This window comes from Limnothrix sp. PR1529, from assembly GCF_002742025.1.
Lineage (GTDB): Bacteria > Cyanobacteriota > Cyanobacteriia > CACIAM-69d > CACIAM-69d > CACIAM-69d.
The window spans coordinates 39,233-59,109 of the sequence record NZ_LIRO01000116.1 but is presented as its reverse complement, the minus strand read 5'-3'; the positions used below and the strand labels follow the sequence as shown (position 1 = coordinate 59,109).

Annotated in this window: 12 protein-coding genes; 4 read left to right on the top strand and 8 right to left on the bottom strand. The window is 53.7% G+C overall.

Annotated features, from left to right (window positions below; translation table 11 throughout):
- Positions 1 to 173 precede the first annotated feature (173 nt).
- Positions 174 to 422 carry a hypothetical protein gene (locus tag AMR42_RS16115; protein ID WP_099534671.1) on the bottom strand — a complete coding sequence of 83 codons (249 nt, stop codon included), beginning with the start codon at positions 420 to 422 and terminating at the stop codon, positions 174 to 176.
- Here AMR42_RS16115 and AMR42_RS16110 point away from each other — a divergent pair.
- Complete coding sequence (locus tag AMR42_RS16110; protein ID WP_099534670.1) at positions 421 to 1,893, top strand: phosphoglucomutase/phosphomannomutase family protein; 1,473 nt, start codon at positions 421 to 423, stop codon at positions 1,891 to 1,893. The genes AMR42_RS16115 and AMR42_RS16110 overlap by 2 nt on opposite strands.
- Positions 1,894 to 2,098: 205 nt before the next feature.
- Complete coding sequence (gene rdgB, locus AMR42_RS16105; protein ID WP_099534669.1) at positions 2,099 to 2,668, top strand: RdgB/HAM1 family non-canonical purine NTP pyrophosphatase; 570 nt, start codon at positions 2,099 to 2,101, stop codon at positions 2,666 to 2,668.
- 252 nt (positions 2,669 to 2,920) lie between these two features.
- On the opposite strand, the gene AMR42_RS16100 is transcribed toward rdgB, so the two are convergent.
- Positions 2,921 to 3,349, bottom strand: coding sequence for a hypothetical protein (locus tag AMR42_RS16100; RefSeq protein ID WP_143473141.1), 429 nt, complete (start codon positions 3,347 to 3,349; stop codon positions 2,921 to 2,923).
- Between the two features lie 217 nt (positions 3,350 to 3,566).
- On the opposite strand from AMR42_RS16100, the gene mazG reads away from it, so the two are divergent.
- Positions 3,567 to 4,424: a nucleoside triphosphate pyrophosphohydrolase gene (mazG, locus tag AMR42_RS16095; RefSeq protein WP_099534667.1), complete on the top strand. Its 858-nt coding sequence runs from the start codon at positions 3,567 to 3,569 to the stop codon at positions 4,422 to 4,424.
- A gap of 272 nt (positions 4,425 to 4,696) precedes the next feature.
- Positions 4,697 to 4,954, top strand: coding sequence for a hypothetical protein (locus AMR42_RS16090; protein WP_143473140.1), 258 nt, complete (start codon positions 4,697 to 4,699; stop codon positions 4,952 to 4,954).
- A 27-nt stretch (positions 4,955 to 4,981) separates the two neighbouring features.
- Here the strand turns inward: AMR42_RS16090 and gshB are convergent, their stop codons facing one another.
- From gshB to AMR42_RS16060, 6 genes are all read right to left on the bottom strand, one after another.
- Positions 4,982 to 5,953 (bottom strand): glutathione synthase, encoded by a 972-nt coding sequence (gene gshB / locus AMR42_RS16085; protein ID WP_099534665.1) that lies wholly within the window; start codon positions 5,951 to 5,953, stop codon positions 4,982 to 4,984.
- Between the two features lie 96 nt (positions 5,954 to 6,049).
- Positions 6,050 to 11,662, bottom strand: coding sequence for a glycosyltransferase (locus AMR42_RS16080; protein WP_143473139.1), 5,613 nt, complete (start codon positions 11,660 to 11,662; stop codon positions 6,050 to 6,052).
- 205 nt (positions 11,663 to 11,867) lie between these two features.
- A complete protein-coding gene (locus tag AMR42_RS16075) occupies positions 11,868 to 13,118 on the bottom strand; it encodes a CmcI family methyltransferase (RefSeq protein WP_199858220.1) in 1,251 nt (416 codons plus the stop codon).
- Positions 13,119 to 13,144: 26 nt separating this feature from the next.
- Positions 13,145 to 15,757 carry a glycosyltransferase family 4 protein gene (locus tag AMR42_RS20650; RefSeq protein ID WP_158234515.1) on the bottom strand — a complete coding sequence of 871 codons (2,613 nt, stop codon included), beginning with the start codon at positions 15,755 to 15,757 and terminating at the stop codon, positions 13,145 to 13,147.
- Positions 15,758 to 17,406: 1,649 nt separating this feature from the next.
- Positions 17,407 to 18,273 (bottom strand): FkbM family methyltransferase, encoded by an 867-nt coding sequence (locus tag AMR42_RS16065; RefSeq protein ID WP_099534662.1) that lies wholly within the window; start codon positions 18,271 to 18,273, stop codon positions 17,407 to 17,409.
- A gap of 434 nt (positions 18,274 to 18,707) precedes the next feature.
- Entirely contained in the window at positions 18,708 to 19,856 is a 1,149-nt protein-coding gene (locus AMR42_RS16060; protein ID WP_099534661.1) for a TIGR00180 family glycosyltransferase, read from the bottom strand.
- Between the last annotated feature and the right edge of the window lie 21 nt (positions 19,857 to 19,877).

Below are 19,877 nucleotides of genomic sequence, written 5' to 3'. Positions count from 1 at the left end.
GGCTACAGTCCTGCGGGCGAACCGATGCGTGAGAAGGCTGAAGATGAGGTGATGGTGGGTGTGGCTCGCGCGAATCGATGATGGTCGATTTGTTCTGGGGTTGTCAAATGGGGGATGTGCCGAAAATGGCGGGTTTGGGGCGGGTGCGAGGCGGAGAGATGGGGCCGGCAAGGTCAGGAATTGGCCTGAATCCCTGGGGCGATCGGGAGGGGGCAAACCCAATTAACCCGATTGTTAACATAGGCTTGCGTGGGGCGACCCCGCACGGCGTTGGGGTGGGGTGGTTCAGGAAATCCGGAAGGGACGGGGGCGATCGATCGGCCCGGCCAAAGCAGCCCAGGACGATCGCCCCCAGTCGTTTGCGTCCTAGATTCCCAATCTGAGCGGTATTGCAGCGCACAAAGCAGAGGTTTTTGATTCATGAGTCAATCGTTGAGAGCGGCGGCGGCCAGCCCGATCAAATTCGGCACGGATGGTTGGCGGGGGGTAATTGCAGCGGACTTCACGATCGAGCGGGTGGCTCGGGTGGCCCCGCTGGCGGCGGAAGCGTTGGCCCAGGAGTTTGGGGCCAGCACCGGCAGCCGCACTATTTTGGTGGGCTACGATCGCCGGTTCATGGCTGAAGATTTTGCGCGGGTGGCCGCTGAAGCCATCCAGGCGATCGGTTATCGGGTGAAGCTGTCGGACTGCTATGCCCCCACGCCGGTCTTTAGCTGGATTGCCCACCATGAACAGGCCCTTGGGGCGATCGTCCTGACGGCCAGCCACAATCCTGGTCGCTATTTGGGTCTGAAGGTCAAGGGAGCCTTTGGGGGTTCCGTGTCGCCGGAGGTGACCCAAAAGATTGAGACGATGTTGGCGGCCGAAACGGTTCCGGCCGAGGTGGAGCATCCGGAGCCGATCGAGTCGTTTAATCCTTGGGAAAGCGGCTACTGTGAAGCATTACGGCAATTTGTTGATCTTGCTGCCATCCGAGCTGCCATTGCCGATGGCAAGCTGGCGGTGTTTGTGGATGCGATGCATGGCGCTTCGGCCGGCGGCCTCAGCAAGGTGCTGGATGTTGCCGTGCAGGAACTGAACACCAATCGCGATCCGTTGTTTGAAGGGGGCGCGCCGGAGCCGTTGCCCAAATACACCACCCGCTCGATCGCCCAAATTCGCGACCACCAACAGGCCCATCCCGACCAGTTGGCCGTGGGGTTGGTCTTTGATGGCGACTGCGATCGAATCGCCGCGATCGATGGGTCTGGGGAATTTCTCACCTCCCAGATCTTGATCCCAATTTTGATTCAGCATCTGGCCGTGGTGCGCGGGCAAACCGGCGAAGTGGTTAAAACCGTCAGCGGCTCTGACCTGATGCCTAAGGTGGCGGAACTGTATCAATTGCCGGTTCATGAAACCGCCGTGGGCTACAAATACATCGCCGATCGCATGTTGAGCGTGCCGGTGTTGATTGGGGGCGAAGAGTCTGGCGGCGTGGGCTATGGCAACCACATTCCCGAACGGGACGCGCTGCTCTCGGCTCTGTATGTGCTGGAAGCCGTTGTGAAAGCGGGCAAAAGCCTGAACGAGCTTTACGGAGATCTGCAAACCAAAACCAACTTTTTCAATGCCTACGATCGCATTGATTTAGCCTTGGCCAGCATGGCCGCCCGCGATCGGCTGTTGGGACAACTGCAAACCAACCCACCCCAAACGATCGCCGGGCAAGCGGTCACCGACTGCCAAACCACCGACGGCTATAAATTCCGCCTAACCAGTGGCGATTGGTTAATGGTGCGCTTCAGCGGCACGGAACCCGTCCTGCGGCTCTATTGCGAAGCCGTCACGCTCGATCGGGTTCATGAAATCCTGGAATGGGCCCGCCAATGGGCCGAAGCTGCCGCCGCCTAAGGTTGCTGCCCAATTCCCACGGGCGCACCCACCCAAAACCAACCGTGCGCTCTTGATTTAACCCAAACCTGCTGGACTTGGTTCGCCCGGGCTAATCCCCGGGTGATTTTTTTGGGTGGTCATTACCGTTGGTTGCCCTTTGCCAAACCACCCCCGATCGGGACAATTGGGAAGTTCTGTCCATCCTGAAATTTCTTTTTTCGCCATGCCCCGTTTAGTCGTTGCCACCGGAAACTCCGGCAAACTCAAAGAACTACAGGCCTACTTGGATGATTTGGGCTGGGAACTGGCCCTGAAGCCCCCGGAGCTAGAGATTGAAGAAACGGGCCAAACCTTCCTCGAAAATGCCCGCCTGAAAGCCACCCAAGTGGCCCTGGCAACCGGTGAATGGGCGATCGCCGATGATTCCGGCCTGGCGATCGATGCCCTCAATGGCGCACCGGGTCTCTACTCCGCTCGCTATGGAGTCACCGATGCCGATCGAATCAACCGCGTCCTCACCGAACTGGCCAACCAGCCCGATCGCCGGGCCCAATTTGTTTGTGCGTTGGTGGTCGTGCGGCCCGATGGCACGGTGGCCGCCGAAGCCGAGGGCATTTGTCCCGGTGAAATTACCACAGCCCCCCGGGGAGAGCAGGGTTTTGGTTACGACCCCATTTTTCTGATGCCCGAGTTGGGTCTCACCTACGCCGAAATGTCTGCCGCCCAAAAACATGAACTGAGCCATCGCGGCCGGGCGATCGCCCTGTTGCGGCCCCAACTCGCAACCCTGTAACCTCCACGCCAATTCATCACCCCCACCCAGCCGAAAGTCATAGTGCAGATTCTGATTCAAGATGCAATATTCAAGGCTGCAATATTGCTTGACTTGAGCACTGGTTCTGGTGCTGATGCTGCGGTTAATTTCGGAGCTACATCAAGGCATTTGCGGTGACACCTAGCCTGTCAGTGATCGCTGCCCTTTCCGATCGCTGCCCACTGGGTGTCACCACAATAGATTGCTACGACGAATTGCGATGATCAAGATTTAGGGACAGCCATTCACTAAATCTGGACGGCGTTGATCAAATTCCTTCCAATAATTCTGAAATGCGGCTTGTGAGCGCTCACGAGCTTGGCTCAACTGATCGGAAGAACGCCCATGTTGCTGAATATAGATCTTGGCGGCTTCGGCCCCTCGCAACCTGGCTTCCGCACCGGCCACGCCACAATCGCGTAAGACAGGATCAGACAACCCAGCCGCCGCATTCAAAGACCGGCGATAGTTAATGATTGCAGTATCAAAATCTCCGCGCTGTTCTGCTTGGTAACCCGCATTTTGAGGATGCTCCACGGCGGGGCCATAGGGTGTGGTTCCTTGGGCAGTTTCAATGGTTAGGCCGATCGAACTGGTGATCGTCAACGTCAGGGTACTGAGACCGATCGCCCAGCGTTTTGCAGACCAAACAAGAGCCATAAAACCTCCAATGGAAAAATTCAATTGAATCCACATTCAATACACATTTCCGTGCATGTTTAACACCTGTTTAATACATGCTCAAGACCCGGTGTTTAGGTCTTAGCACAGGATGACTTCCCCAGGATTGGTGTATCGGCCAGCAATTTTTCGGGGCGGTAACCGTTAGGATTGGCAGTGGTTTTCTCCTCGATGCATAGCAGATGCATGGTTGCCTATGTCTTCGCTCGATCGCCCGTCTGAAATCCTGACAGCCTTGCAACGTTTGATCGATGTGGTGGCCCAGTTGCGCGATCCGGTGCGGGGCTGTCCTTGGGATTTGGCACAAACGCCCGAAAGCCTCGTGCCTTACATCCTGGAAGAAGCTTACGAAACCGTGGCCGCAATTCGCAGTGGCGATCGCGCGGAAACAGCGGAGGAATTGGGCGATTTATTGCTTCAGGTGGTGTTGCAAGCACAACTGGCCAGCGAGGCGGGGGATTTTGATTTAGGGCAGGTGGCCAACGGCATTGCCGATAAGTTGGTGCGTCGTCATCCCCACGTATTTGGCGAGGCTGAGGCCACCGATGCGGCGGCGGTGCATCGGCAATGGGAACAGATTAAGGCTGCGGAAAAGGGGGAGCCGATCGACCAACCGCCCCCCCTCAGCGCCAAACTCGATCGCTATGTCAACCGCTTGCCACCCTTGATGGCAGCCCTGAAGATGTCGGAAAAGGCGGCGGCGGCGGGCTTCGAGTGGGACAGCCTGGAGGGGGTTTGGGAGAAATTTCACGAGGAGTTAGCGGAGCTGCAAGGGGCGATCGCCCAAGGCGACCCGGAACACCAGGCTTCGGAATTGGGCGATTTGCTGTTCACGGTAGTGCAATTGGCACGCTGGCAGGGCATTGACCCTTCGGCGGCGCTCCATGGAACCAATCAGCGATTTGTGCAGCGGTTGCGAATGATGGAGGCCCTGAGCGATCGCCCCTTGGAACAGTACAGCCTTGAAACCTTGGAAGCCCTTTGGCAGAAAGCGAAGGCTCAATTGGGCCAAGGATCTGGTCAAGGATCAAGTGCTCAGAATCAGGAATTTTAATTTCCCGCTTGAGTTCAGCAACTGTCCATTGGGGCCGCTGCCATTCACAAAATCTAGAGCCAAAAAATCTAGAGCCAATCCAAAAAATCTAAAGCCAATCTGAAGTTATGGCCGGGATCACCGGAAGCGTCATGATCAGGGCGGGCGATTCCTGAAACCCATGGCAGCATGAGGATGTGGCCCCGATCGCGCGAAGGCGAGGCCACCCTCGCGGCCCCAAGCGGGCCTCGGGGAGCTGTTTCGCCAGTGTGAGTTCCGCACTGCTCTTGGTCATGTCCTACCATGTTTCCCTCCTCGGCCCCGTCAGCGGCCAAATTCAGCGCTGTTCCGACTTAGATGGTTGGGTTCCTGAACCCGGCGATCGGTGGCAAAGTTTCCGTTGGGATCGACGTACCCTCCGTCAATTGAGCGATCCGAACCTGGGCCGGCAACAGTGGCTTCAATGGCTGGGCCACGCAGAGGTGGCCACAGCGGAAGCCGTCAAAAGCTTGATGGTGCTGGAAGGCTGGGATCGCTGCCAGCATCCCTAATTCGCTGGGGGTTGGGCCGATGCAGCCTTACTGGGCCGGGGAATTTTGGGCTAACCAATCCAAAACCCGATCGCCCAAACGCACCCCGTCGAGCCGATCGATCTCGCGCATTCCCGTGGGGCTGGTGACGTTCACTTCGGTTAAGTAGCCGCCAATTACGTCAATGCCCACAAAGATCAACCCGTCGCGCTGGAGGGTGGGGGCCAAGGCGGCCGCAATTTCCCGATCGCGATCGGTCACGGCCACCTTCACAGCCGCCCCGCCCACGGCCATGTTGCCGCGAAACTCACTGCCGGTGGGAACCCGATTCACCGCCCCGATCGGCTCGCCATTCAACAAAATCACCCGTTTATCGCCGGCCTTGGCTTCCGGCAAAAACTGCTGCACCATCACCGGCAATTGACCCCGCTGGGTGCTGATTTCCACTAGCGAATTGAAGTTGCGATCGCCCGGCTCCAGGAACAAAATGCCCTCGCCTGCTTTGCCGCCCAGGGGTTTCAACACCGCCGCGCCCCGCCGCTCCACAAACGCCCGAATGATTTCCCGATCGCTGGTGACGATCGTTTCGGGAATTACCGAAGTGAATTGCAGGGCATACATTTTCTCATTAGCAGCCCGAATCCCGCTGGGGCGGTTGATGACCAGGGTTTTAGCCGGATTGACATAATCCAGCAGATAGGTGGCGTAAAGATAGGGCACGGTCACGGGCGGATCGGTGCGCATAAAAACCGCATCCATGGCCTCCAGAGGCTGCCACAGCGCTTCACCCAAGCTGAACCAGTCCTCAACGGCTAACCAGCGTCCTTCGCCCAGGGTCACGGGGGCCAAGGTGACCGGCAACAGCTTGGCCCAGGCCTGGGAATCCCGCACACTCAGATCCGTGGCTTGGGTAATGAAAACCTGGTGGCCCGCCAGTTGGGCCGTTTCCATCAGGGCCACACTGGTGTCGTGGGTCGGATCGAGTCGTTCGATCGGGTCAATGATAAAAGCCAGTTTCACGAGGTGCTCCCGAATGTTGATTGACGAAGGGCGCTCAAGAATCTGGGTTCAAGAGCAGTTGTGAGTCCAGGGTTGCGATCGCCGTTTCCAAATCTCCTAGCGGGCCCCTAGCTCGCCCCGTTGCCAAGCGGCAAACAGTTGCTCAAAGGCTAGCCCCATCAGTGTTGAATAGCGGCGACTGTCAAAGAAAACCGGGTTGGCCGCCATGGCCCGCCGGATGCGATCGCTCAAGGCCTGCCGCCAGTCACGGTTTTTAGCCAACCGCACCGCCAATTGCAGATAGTCCGCCTCATCGGCCGCAATCAGCTCCGGAATTCGCAGCGATTGCAACAGGGCCGAGGCCATCCGCGATCGGAACGCCACCCCTTCCACCACCACGGGTGGCATTCCCACCAGCAACGGATCGATCGTGGAATTCACCCCCGCAAAGGGGAACGAATCCAAATAAACATCCCCCAGCTTCAGGCACTCGCGAATGTCGGCCATAGTGGGCAAAGGATTCAAAATCACTAGGCGCTGCGGATTCACACCCACGGCGGCCAAGTCCGATCGGAACCGATCGATGAACGGTTGCGCGGGATAATTTTGCCCCCAATTGGGATTGAACGGATAGAGCACCAGCACCGAATCCGCCACCTGTGCCAGCAGTTTCACCCAGACCGATCGCAACTCCGGCACAATTTTGTTGAAATTGGCCCCGGACATATAAACCGTGGTTTGATCCGTAGCTCCCCAGGAAGCCCGCGAGGGTTGAATCGTCGCCGTTTGGGGCAACACATCATAGTTAAAGGCATGGGCCGGCCCCTCAAGCGCCAACAGCTTTTCCGTGTAGCGGGTTTGGGCATCGGTGGTCTCCGTCAGCGACCCGGAAATATAGGCATCCACATGGGTCATCCCCGTGGTGACCGGTGCTGAGGTGGACATCACTTGCACTCGGGCCAGGCGCTGCACCGCCAACACCGTGATCGGATTGGTCACCATGGTGACGTTCGTGCCAATCAGCAGCAAATCCAGGTCATCGGCCCGCATCCGGGCCGCCTGTTGGGCCAAGCTTCCTTGCAAATGCACAAACTGATCGGCGCGGCTGGCGCAATATTGCTCCAGGGGATGACCGGTGGCAAAGACGCTATAGAGAATGATCTCAAAGCGCGATCGATCCAAATATTCAAAGGCGGGCAGGGTGGTGAAGGTTTCCGTTTGGGGCGTGAAGTGATCCTTCAAAATCCCCACCCGCAGCTTTTGCCGCTGGGGATCCCTGGGCCCAAACCGATAATCGACCACTTCACCCTGATCCTTCAGGGTTTTTGCAATCAGGAACGCTCGCTTGCGATAGATATCCGTTGGGCTGTCGGCGGTGAAATACAGAGGTGTGAAAGTGCCGCGATAGGCCAGCCAGCGGGCCAGTTTTTGGGAAACCTCATCTTCAGGGCGCGTTTCGTTGGTGCGATAGACCTGGTTAGTCCAACGGGTGATGTGTTGGGCAAAGCGATCGGCATCGCCCACCTCTTGGAAATAGAGGGGGGCTTCCTGCATGTAGAGGGCATAGGCCTCTAGGAACCATTGGGGCAAGTAGATCGCGCCATATTCCAAGGGCAGTTGATAGGCCCGGCAATACATCATCAGAATGATGAAATTGCGAAGCTGGCTCAGGGTTTTGATGCCTCCCTGGAGACTGCTGATCAGGGGTTCAATGAACGATCGCTCGTCAGCAGTCCAGGGTTCGTAGCGCAAGTCCGTTTCCACCAAGGCCTTGTTCGCTTGACCCAATCGGGCCAGGTAGGCCTCATCGAGGCGATCGAACGGAATTCGCAACCATTGTTCCGCCAATTGGCGACGGGCATTCCGCAACCGTTCAATCACCTTGGGATCGGTGGAATGCTGACGGTAGGCAGCCACAGCCTGTTTCACCTCGTTCACCAAGGGCACAAACAGCACCACCATGGAAGCCAAAGGGGTAATTTCCCGAACTAAGGCTTGGGTCTCCTCGGTTGTAGCAGTTGTGGCAGTTGTGGTGGTTATGGCCAAGGGGGCGATCGGGGCCGGATCCGCCGGAGCGGGTGAGTCCGGGGCCGCGGGAGCCGTTTGCAACAGACAGTCAATGACGGCCGATCGGGTTTCGATCGAATCCTCACAACGGAGCGCTTCCCGCAGTTGCGCGATCGCCGTTTCCCAGTCGGCCCGCTTCAGGCTGTCTTGGGCCACCCCGATCGCGTATTGGGCATAGTACTGCAAGGCACGGCGAGCCAGGCGATCGCGCCGATCAGTGGGGAGATAGGCTCGGGCCAGGTCAATGGCGCGACGAGTGTCGGCAATGTTGGCCCCAGTGCGGGTGAGTTTGGAGGTGGTGGAACCGTCATGCCGCCGAAACACCGCCAAGGGTTCTGGCTCAAACCACAGACCCCAGCGACTGGCTAGGCGCTGCCACATTTCCCAATCGGCCGCCGAAGCCGCCGCCGGGTCAAACCCTCCCAATTCCTCATAGGCCGCGCGGCGCACCACCATGGCGGAAAATTGCACCCGTTGGCGCTGGGCAATCCGATCGACCCAATCACTCACGGGCCCGGCCGTTTCCCGCTCCAGTTCAGAAGTCCAAACAATTCGCCCCTGGTGATCGATGTGGTGATGCCGACAGAGCACCATGCCCACCCGATCGCCCGCCTGCTCGATCGCCCGGGTCATCCGCTCCACAAATCCCGGCAGCAACCCATCATCCTGGTGCAACAGCAACACCCACTGGCCAGACGATCGACTCAAACAATCCTGCCAATTGCCTAGCAGTCCTCGATTTTTGGGCTGACGGGTATACAGCACCCGATCGCCCGCCACCCGCTGCACGATCGCCCGCACATCCACCCGATCGGACGCATCGTCCAACACTTCGATTTGCATTCGATCGGCCGGCAGGGCCTGATCCAACACACTTTGCAGCGCCAAGGCCAATTGCTGCGGATCGGGGTTATAAACCGGTAACATCACCGACCACAGGGGCCGCTCCGTTCCCGCCGGAACTGGAGCCAAGCGCGGCCGCTCGGATTTCAGCAGCCGATCCATGTGCTTGGTCATTGCCTGAGCAATTTGTTGCGATCGGGAATGGAGCTGATCAAACCAGGGAGCCGCCACCAGCTTGTGATAAAACCGGCGAGCATCGGTTTCCAACTCTTTCTCCGCCGAATTGAGCTGGGTCACCTGCTGGGCATGGATCCGCCGACTGGACAGGGGGCGCGCAATAAAGCCCACCTTGTACTTGGCCAACAGCCGCAACCAAAGATCCAAATCCACCAATTGCTTCAGGGCCGGATCAAAACCACCCACGGCCAACAGAGCATCGGTACGCACCAACACCGCGCTCGGTTCGCCAATTTTGTTGATTTGCCCCACCTTCTCCACGGGATCCACCGGATCCTGAAACAGCTTTTTCAGCTTGTCCAGCTTGGTCGGATCCGTGGGAGCCAGCAGCAAGCGCGGATCTCGCAGTAGGTCTACCCCCGGTTGCACCGCCTGCAAGTGCGACCAACCATGGTGCAAGTTCTCACTGCCGGCCGCCAACCGTTGGGAAGCGGGATCCTGGGCTGCCGACGGATCCAGCAACAAGCGCCGGGGGGCAAACACCAGGGCAATTTCCGGATCGCTTTCCGCCAAGGCCACCATGGCCTTCAGACAGTCGCGATCGAGCAAATCATCCTGGTGCAAAAACTTCAGATATTTGCCCCGCGCAAATTCCGCACAGTGGTTCCAGTTGGCCACCATGCCCGCCTGCGGCCCCGCCACCAGTTGAATGCGTTGGGGATCCTGAGCCGCTGCGGTTTGCAGTTGCTCGATCGTCCCATCGGTGGAACCATCGTCACTGACAAACACTTCCAAGTGGGGATAGCTCTGCTGGAGCGCACTGGCCAGGGCTTCATCAACATAGCGCCGTCCGTTATAGGTGGGAATGGCGATCGTGACGAGGGGCTGTTGGCTATGGATGGTTTGGGCTTGCAACCGTTCGTAGTCCCGGCGAAATCCCGGGCGATCGAGCAACCCGGCCAGGGCGGGACTATAGCAAAGGTCATAGCGCAACTGGAGATCCCACTTGGTTTCCAAAACCCGCAATGCCGCCTGGCGCTGGGTTTCCGGATCCGTGAGCTGATGTTGCCAAGCCAGGGGGTGGTGCTGGCGCAGGCGCGATTCGGGCACAAAGATATGGCGATAGCCGGCCGATCGCAACTTCAAACAGAAATCCAAATCCGCCGCAAAAATGCCCAAACGCGGATCCACACCGCCCACCCGCGCCCAGGTCGATCGGCGGCAACACATCCCCGTCCAGCGCAAGGCCGAAACATTATTGGCCAAGTCCGTATGGGCTAGGTTGGCGTAGTTAGAGACCTTGGTATCCAAACCCTGATAGAGACAAAGCCCCTCGGGATTGAGGCCCAAGGTCAGGCCCGCCTGTTCAATTTGCTGCTCTGGATCCAGCACCATGGGGCCAGCCACGCCAATGCGCGATCGCTGAACCTGTTCCACCAGACGGGTTAACCAAGCGGTTCCCATCGGCTCCATGCCATCTTCCCAAAACACCAGATAATCGCCCCGGGCCTGTTGCGCCGCCTGATTGGCAGCAGCAGCCCAATTGAAATCCTCACAGGGTACGACCCGCAGTCGATCGGTTCCCAACTGGGTTTGCCACCGTTGCAACACCTGCAAAAGGCCCGGCTCCGGTTGGGTGGTTCCCAACACGGCCAGCACCTCATAGGGGCCATAGTCCGTGTGGCGAACAATTCCGTTCAGGCAGCGATCGAGGTCGGCGGGGCGATCGCCCACAAAAATCAGCAGGGAAACCAATTTGCGCTCGGCGATTTGGTAGCGCATTCGGTAGTGGCCCGGCCGTTTGGCGATGGTTTCCACTTGCCCCGGTTCCCCACGCCGCTCGATCGCCTCCCGCAAGGCCTTTTTCGCCGCCTCATAGGCATAGGGCTTGGCTTCGGTGGAACCCGCCGCCGATCCGGAGTGAATCCGCCAGTGATAGAGCACCCGGGGAATGTGATAGACCCGATCGGTCTGCTCCGTAAATCGCAGGGCTAAGTCATAGTCTTGGCTGCCCTCAAACCCTGCCCGAAACCCACTCACCTGGGTCAAAATCGATCGCCGGTAAACGGTCAAGTGGCAGATATACATCCGCGTCAAAAACGAGTCGGGACACCAGGCCGGCTTACAGGTCGGTTCCGACAAAATCCCCTTTTCATCGATTTTGTCTTCGTCGGTGTAGATCATGTCCGCATCGGGATGCAGTTGCAGCAGCGAGGCCACTTCAAACAGGGCATCCGGCGTAAGCAAATCGTCATGATCCAGCAGGGCAACATATTCACCCGTCGCAATTTCCAGGGCGGAGTTGGAAGCACGGGAAATATGACCGTTTTCAGGGCGGAAGGCGACCTTAATTCGCGGATCGCGCTGTTGATATTGCTCAAGCAGCGGCCGCATGTGGGGCGCGGTGGAGCAATCGTCCGCAATACACAATTCCCAATCGGGATAGACCTGGGCCAACACCGACTCGATCGCCTCAATCAGCAGTTGCTCCGGTGTGTTGTAGGTGGGCATCACAATGCTGATGGTCGGCCGGTAGCGGAATCCTTGCCGCGCCGTGGTGGCCATGCGATCGAGGTCGGCGGCGGTGGGCCGGTTCGCGATCGACCATTGGTGGTAGGTACGCGGCTGGGAATTGTCGGCCATCGGAGTTGCGGTCGGGTTGAGGGTTTGGGGGGCGATCGAGTCGAGAATAACGGTTTTCTGGAGCGGTTCCAACCCAGATCAACGGAGCAGGGCCCCGAATTGATCTAGCAATTGATTTAGCAGTCGAATCACCGCTTCCACCTGCACCCAAAGATCTTCAGGGTTTACCACCATGCGGGCGAATCAACGGCTATTCATCCAGTCGCTAACGCCGCTGCCATGCTTCCAAAGCGGCCGTCACCACTGGAGCCAACCAATCAGGTAACTGAGGATAGATTCGCTCCCACACTGAGCGATCGACCGCTGGAATTGGATAGGCGATGGCCACCAATGCCGTCCGGATGGCCGATTCGGGTTCCGGCAAACCACTGCAATATTCCACAAAAGTCAGCAGAAAATCGAGATCGGTTGGCAGGATGGGGCGCTGTCCAAACCGACTCACCACCAGCCGCTGATAAATTTGTCCGCTGGTGCTTTGCCAGATCACCGGCAAGTCTTCGATCGGCGCTTCCTTCCAGTAATGGGCATAGCGAGAGCGAGCATTACTGAGTTCTGCCAAGGCCCCCAAATGTTCAGGCGATCGCTCGTAAAGATCCAAGCAGCTATCTATCCAGTTCAACCAAAACTCGTCCCATTCTGGCAATCCCGGCTCTCCCAGTTCGCGCGGCGGGAATGAAGGGGCGATCGCCCTAGCGGTCGTCCGTTTGCGGAGGAAACCGTTCAGACACCAGGTCATATTCCGTTCATAAAAGTCACAGAAATAGGTGTCAATCTCATATTCATCCCCGCAAACCATCAAGAATTCTTCCAAGGCTTGCAGTGGTTTCCCGGCACTGAGGCTATCTTCCACAATCACATAATCACCCTGCTCCAGCCAGCCGTGGAAAAACTCCAACACCGCAATAGTTGTTCCGTAGGAGTGATCCGCATCCTCAATCACTAACCAAGGGCGCGGTAGGCTGGCCAACCAGTTCGGCGAAAGGGTTTGCCCCAAGTCTCGACCATCCCCTGCCAAAAAGGTCACCCTTGGATGGCTCACATCGGTCACCGGGTTGATGTCGATCGAGTAGATATGCCCATCAATTCCAAAATTATTCAGGTGATCTCCCAACCAGAGAGCGCTTCCCCCGGCAAAGGAGCCAATTTCAAAAATGGTGCGCGGCTTCAGTTCCCAGAGCAGCAGGGAATAGAGCGCCCAATCAAAAGGATTTTTGATGGTCTGAATGCCCCGATAGCTGTAGCTGCGAGCGGCCATCTCGATCGCCACCGCGTCGCTACCCGTCAGGAAGGAGGTTTGGATGGGGCGCACTGAGTCCCAGGGGCGATCGCGCCAGTGGCAAAACCGACCCTCAGCATTCATTAGCCCAGCATTGGGGTCTGGGGCTGACGGTGTAGCAGACTCTGCCCGATCGTTGGCCCCAGATTCGGAGCCAGCTACCTCCGTTAACTCAGGCAAGTGAGGACTGCCAGCCTCAGCGTTCCCTAGGAAGTCATTTTTTTTTGAGCCTCGGACTCAAACACCGCCGCGTACAGCGGGAACAGCCAACCGGGCAAACGGGTTGCCGCGTCCTTCACCTGCATTTGTCCCGGCGCGTAGTACATCATTGCGCCCAAGAACGCATTCAAACCACCGGGCTGCTCAAAACCACGCGCTGCTGTTTCCGCCAGCTTCACCAGCAGTTCCCGCTCCCCATCCGTCAACGGCTCCCGTTGGAATCCTGATTTCAGGTACATGCCATAACGGCGGCCCAGTTCACTGTTGAACACAGCCTCCAGTTGAGATGGGGGAACCGTCAGCCAAAACTCAGCCACCCGTTGTCGCAATTGGCGCAGTTCCGCCACCGTTTCCCCATCTTCCGGGTCGATTTCGTAGAGATTGGAGCAGCCCAGGAAGCGGTTCAGAAACACCATGTCCTCCGCCAAATTGGGGGGCTGGCTCACGGCGGGTGGAGCAGCAGCAGCCGGGGCAGCCGTGGGGACGGTTGGTTGCGGTGACGGCACTAAGGGAGCAGTTGTCGCTTGATCCGCTTCAAAAATTCGCTGATAGTCCGGCAGCAACCAAGCCGGTAAGCGATTGGCTGCGTCCCGTACCTGCATTTTGCCCGGTGGCAGATACATCATGATTGCCAACAGCGCATTCAGCCCCGGGTAACGATCGATTCCCTGACTGATCAGCCCCGTCAACTCCTGAACAACGGACTCCTCTTCCGGGCGTAAGGGATAGTTTTGATAGCCACTGTCCAGCAGAGCTAAGTAGCGGCGACCAAATTCACTCTTGTAAAGAGACTCCAGTTGCTCAAGGGGCGTTTGCGCCCAAATTTGCCCCACCTGCTGACGGATCAGCCGCAGTTCTTCTGCGATCGAGGTTTCTTCGGGGTCGATGTAGTAAAGATTGGCACAGCCTAACAACCGATTCAGGAAGGTCATGTCCTGATGAAGGGGCGCGGTTGCTGAGGTTGGCGGGGCGATCGGCTGTGGAGCGCTGGTCGGCTCTACAGTTCCAGGTGGCTCAAAAACCGATTGATAATCCGACAGTAGCCAAGCCGGAAGCTTCACTGGGGCCTGATCAACCTTCATCTTGCCAGCGGGGAGATACAGCATCACCCCCAAGAACGCCCGCAAGCCAACCGGATGTTGGACGGTATGCTGACTCACTTGATTAGTGAGAGCTTGAAGGTAGTTGGCTTCTTCACCCGTGAGGGGCTGGGATTGGAAGCCGCTGTGCAGCAAGGCGCGATAGGCTTGGCCCACAGAGCCTTGGTAAAGATCTGGGAGTTGCTCCGCTGGCGCAGCCTTCCAAAGCTCGGCAGTCTGGCGGCGCAGCTCTCGCAGGAGGTTAATCGTGCTTTGATCGTTGGGGTCAAGTCCATACACCCGCGCAACGTTTGTGATGCGATCGCACAGCCACTGGGTGTAGGGATCGGTGGCAGGGGAGGTGGGAATGGAGAGGGCCATAGGGCTGCTGAGTTCGGCTTTTCGGCGCAATAGCTCCTCGAATTTTAGTTCGAGTTGGTCAATCGATCGCTCAATGTCAAATTTGGCAAAGGCCGCTGCTTGTCCTGTGGCGACCAGGCGCGCCCAGCGTTCCGGATCCTGCGGCAAACTGATCAGAGCCTGAGCCAGGGAGATCGCATCACCAGCCGGGAATAACAAGCCACTCACGCCGGATTCAATCACCTCTGAAGCCCCGCCCACCCCTGTGCTCAAGACCGTTAGCCCGGCCGCCATTGCTTCAACCTGTACAATCCCGAAAGCTTCCGGCTGAATCGAAGGGAACACAAAGACATTGTGCTGAGCAAAACAGTCAGCCAGTTGCGCTCGATCTAAATGGCCAACCAGGCGCACCCGATGGACTAACCCTGTTTGTTGCAGGTACTGTCGCAGGGCCGCCAAATAATCCGCATGAATTGCATTACCTGCGATCGTGCATTCAAAGTCCACCTGCTGCTGTTGCAGCACGGTCAGGGCCTCCAGCAGGGTGTGGGGCCCCTTGCTTTGAATCACTAAACCAGCGTACAAAATCCGGAGTTTATCCCGCTGGGGCAGCGTGGGCCGGCTAAATTGCCGTACCAGAGCGCCGGGATAAATCGTTGACGTTGCCAGTTGCGTTAACCCTGAATCTCGCACCGCCTGAGCCACGGCCTCGCTAGCGGTGGCCAAGTGATAGAGCGGGTGCTGGGGAGCAAGGGTTGGTGGGTAAGGAACCTGGGCAAACCCCAGGTGATGAATTGTCGGAATTTGTTGTTCTAGCAAAGGCCCAAAAACCGCCGGGCCGAGGAATGAGATATTACCAACCAGGCAAAGATCGGGCTGAAGTTGTGCCAAAACCTCACGCAGGATGCGATCGTTATGGGCCACGATCGCATTGATTTGGTTAGGGTCCTGCAACTCTTGGGTTTGACCTTCGTAGGTTCCCCACAGTTGCAAGCGGCGATCAATGCCATCTTCTCGATCTGGTGTGCGACCCAGGTAAGGTGCATCGCTGGTTAGAACATGTATGTGGTGACCACGGGATTGCAACCCAGCAGCAAAATCTGCGAGCGATCGACCATACCCCCCTAGTTCTTGGGGTGGATAGAGATTGGTGAGCAACAAGATGTTTTGAGATTGGAGTTGTGTGTCCTCAGAACTTAACTTTTGGGGGTATTGGGGGTAGGAGGGGTGAGTTTGCAACTGTCTAGAGCGTTCTGCAATTAGCTTCCATCCTTTTTGTCGCAATCGATTAAAAGGCAGATCCCACTTCGTGATATTGCCGTCTGTTGAAATTGCAACTTTATCAACACCAAATTCATATCCCTTTAAACTGCCCCAAAGCTCCGGATTATCCACCGGATGAGGAGGGACATAGGTTGAGATTCCCAAGTATTTTTGAAGTGCATAGGAGAAGTGCATGTCTTCTCCCATAAAATCATGACCTTCAACAGGAGGGAGTTCTCGCCAAAATGTAGATAGCCACTCACGTTTAAAAAACCAAGCATGACCAACAATATCAACTTCAATTACAGATTCGTTTGGGTTGGGCCAACCATAACGTATATGATCCATGTACGATGGGCTACCGCCGTATATTAGCCCAACAGTTCCCAGTAAACCTTCATGCGTTTTTAGGGTCTCTAGGCAATTTTCAAACCACTTTTTACCTGGAATGGTGTCGTCATCGAAGACGCAGACATACTCTGTTTTAGCATTTAAGGCATATGCAAAACGCGACCAAACACCGAAATTATGGTTGGACAGAGCAGATTTACACTGATTTATGATTTCTTGAGAAGACAGTCCATATTTTGGATAATCGTTGTACCAAATAAAAACATCTTGGGGAGGAATGGTTTGTTCCTGCAATGCCTTGTATTGTATTGTTAAATTCTCTGGTCTTCTGTAACCATTCAAAATAGCCGTAATAGATGGTTTCTTAGAATTTATACTTGAATCCTCTTCGTCATTTATGCAGCAATCAACATGCTCTAGTGTTAGCGTACTATCCAACAAAGAGTCAGGATGTCCTGCAATCTGATAGGGTCTAGTTATTCGTCGATGAGTAATTTCATCTAGTGCAGAGCCTACATCCACATATTGGTTATTTTTGTTTATTTTCCACAAGTAATGGATAGCTAGCCCAGCTAATGGACCAGCAGAGACTAGAAAAAGTGTGTTGCTGTACTGACTTACACGGTTTAATTCCAATAAAAACTCTTCTTTGCGATTTTTCCAAAATTCTACTGGGTTACTTCCCACAAAAACAATATCTTTAACATTTAGAGGATGAAAAGAGTTTCCTCTGCACCTTTCGTTGACAATTAAAACAACAGAATCTTTTAAGTTATTAATAAATTGATGAAATCTCGGATAATTCACATTAACGAAGAGATTTGAGAAAGTTATTCTATCAAGATCTCTAGGCTTGAGAATTTCCATATACTTCCTCTTGTCCTGAAGCGCACAGTCACAGGAGATACCGTAGAAGTAATTTCTCTCTTGATGCTGAAGAGAGCAGAGTAAGTCCATACCAAATTGAGTTTGTGTTGAAGGAGAAACCCAACCATCAATACCAACGCCTGATCGTCCCTCAAGAAACATCAATTCACCATCTGCATAGCGAGATAACGCAAATGGCTCCTTCCTTAAAATCAGGTCAAGAAAGTGATCTAACTCTGCGGAAAGATGCTTTTGGTACTGCTTGGTGTTTGTAGTCATAAGGTCTGCGGGAAAAAAGAATACAAAATGAGTGAATGTTTCGATACAATCTAAAAAACAATTATGTCATCATTACAATCAATCATATGATTTCGATCCTCTAGAGAGCTATAGGAGAATAATTGCTCGTCTCCAAAATCAACTTTTGATGCTAAAATCTTGCAGAAGACGTACTGTTTTACTATGCCAGGGTCAATTTTAACAATTCTGTCCTTCAACAGGAAATAGAAGCTAAAAAAAGAAGAATCATAGTTGAAAATTTCTACGATATCTGAAAACTTATAGCCACCATGAAACCATGTTGGCCCATGTTCAAATTGGATGAAGGAAGATTGCGATACAGCTTCTTGCATACCCTTAATAACTTCAACTTCTGAACCTTCTACGTCTAGCTTGATGAAATCAAAACACTCGGGAATTTCGTCATTCGCCGAACGTCTGAAATCACTAAAGCTTGATACCGATAGATCAATTGCATTTTTCACCGAAAGTTCCCTAATCGATCGGTACTGATTTGAGGCAAGCACTTGCGATAAGTAGGGGTCATATATAAGTCCTGAATTTATAGCTTTTTCAACTTCTTCTGCAGATTTGGGACAACAGCAAGTTGTAAATTCTGGATAGAATTTCACAATCGTACTCATGCTCCACAGAGGAGTAGTGCTAACAAAACAGGAAATCAATCTAGACCTGGAAAATTCCTGTAAAGACTGCGCTGCCTCACGGTCTGGTTCAAAAAGATAGTATTTTGATTCGGGATTGATTTGGAGATAGAAGAAATCATCTTTTGCGCCAACAAACAAATTGGTTTTGATGCGCACTCTCGTCATCAACCACTGATGTAGCTTATACTCACCATTGAACTCAGAGCGACTATCAAACAAGTATTTATTTTCACTGAGAAAGTCTAATAGCACTGATTCACTCCACTTGACTCTTTTGAAGTTTTAAAACTCCATTCAACTCTTCAGCTAAACACAAGCAGGTGTTGCATGGTGAGATTTGCTTTTCCTCCAAGGAACACCAACAAAACTACAAGATTGATTATAAGAATATTTCAATTCACACTTTATTTCAGACACAAAATATTACAATACCAGGACAAGCTTAGATTCAGGTATAGCCCAGAAGTGTTGAATTTTCAAAATCTTGACGCTGGATACCAAGTCGTGAGTTAGTGTTAGTGATGCTAAACTTGTTTTACTCTTGCCTCTATTCTCATTAATACAAATTCGAGTTTGTGTTAACTCGAATTTGGTAAAGTTCTGCACCGAGATTCAAGACTTCTGGGTATAGCCATGTTTATTACCAAGAGATGGATCAGTAGTTTTAAGAATGGCTGGTAGCCAATTCATAGATGGAGACTGCAATTACGATGTTTTTTCAAAGTTTCAATTATCTTTGCAAACTCAGTTGGCAGTACACCGCTATCTATTCTTTGAAACCGTCGATCAACGTGACTGTTTAAAATATTAAGAAGTCCAGACTCATTTTGACAAACACCTTCAAGATGGGAAAGCTGTGTATGGCAATTACCCCAAATACTGAGATAATCCATCCAATCTTGTTCAGAGCACCTCATATAGTGCATTCGATAGAAATTGATTAGATTTTTGGCGCACTCTTGAATGATTTTTTGATGATCAATTTCAGTCACACTGCTTCTTTTTAACATTAACACCATAGCATTTACCCATGATGTATAGTCAGTAAAAAGCTCTGTTGCTGAATCTATTTGTATCGCAGTCTGATACCAAATAGGAAATGGTGCTTTCTTGCGAATCTCATCAATTGTCTGCTGTTTCGGCTCCTTGTATGATGACTCTTTCTGTTGCCTCAACATATAGAGAATTGGCAGAAATTTATTCTTTCCATATAAAGAATAGCCGAATTGGAGAAGCCATTCTTCCGCAAAAGCATTGATTGAATTATGAACGCACCGACTTATACTATCTGCAATTATGCGCATAACATCTGATCTGGTCACAGCGTATGCAAGTGGGCAGTGGAAGAGAAATGTATATTTCAATCTAACAGTTGGATCATCGCTTAAATTCTTGTATATCAAGGTTTCATACAGGATAGGAGACCATTGATAAACATTTTCAGATTTTTCAAGAAACCCAAGACAATGACCTTGAACGCAGCTATAGTCTTGATTAATTTCCAGAAAGCTTACACATAGTGGTAGTGAAGAGAGGAGGACAAAGTCATCATCGGCATGAAACATCAAGTATGGGGTTTCAACTAGATGAATACAGTACAAAAGTTTTTGAAACAAGCCTAGTGAAGGTAAATGGAGATAAGTGACATTAGAAGAAAAGACAAAAGAATCACTAAGATTTGAACTTGACGAGTCTGCAACAATTATTGGGCACGATAATTTAACGAAATGATCCAAAATTCGTCTTAAATGGAAATGTCGTTCGTGAGTCGGGATAATGATTGTCAACTTCTCCTGTAGTTGCTGATTAATCACACTGGTTGGATAAGTTTTCATCACAGCTCTAATTTCCAATGA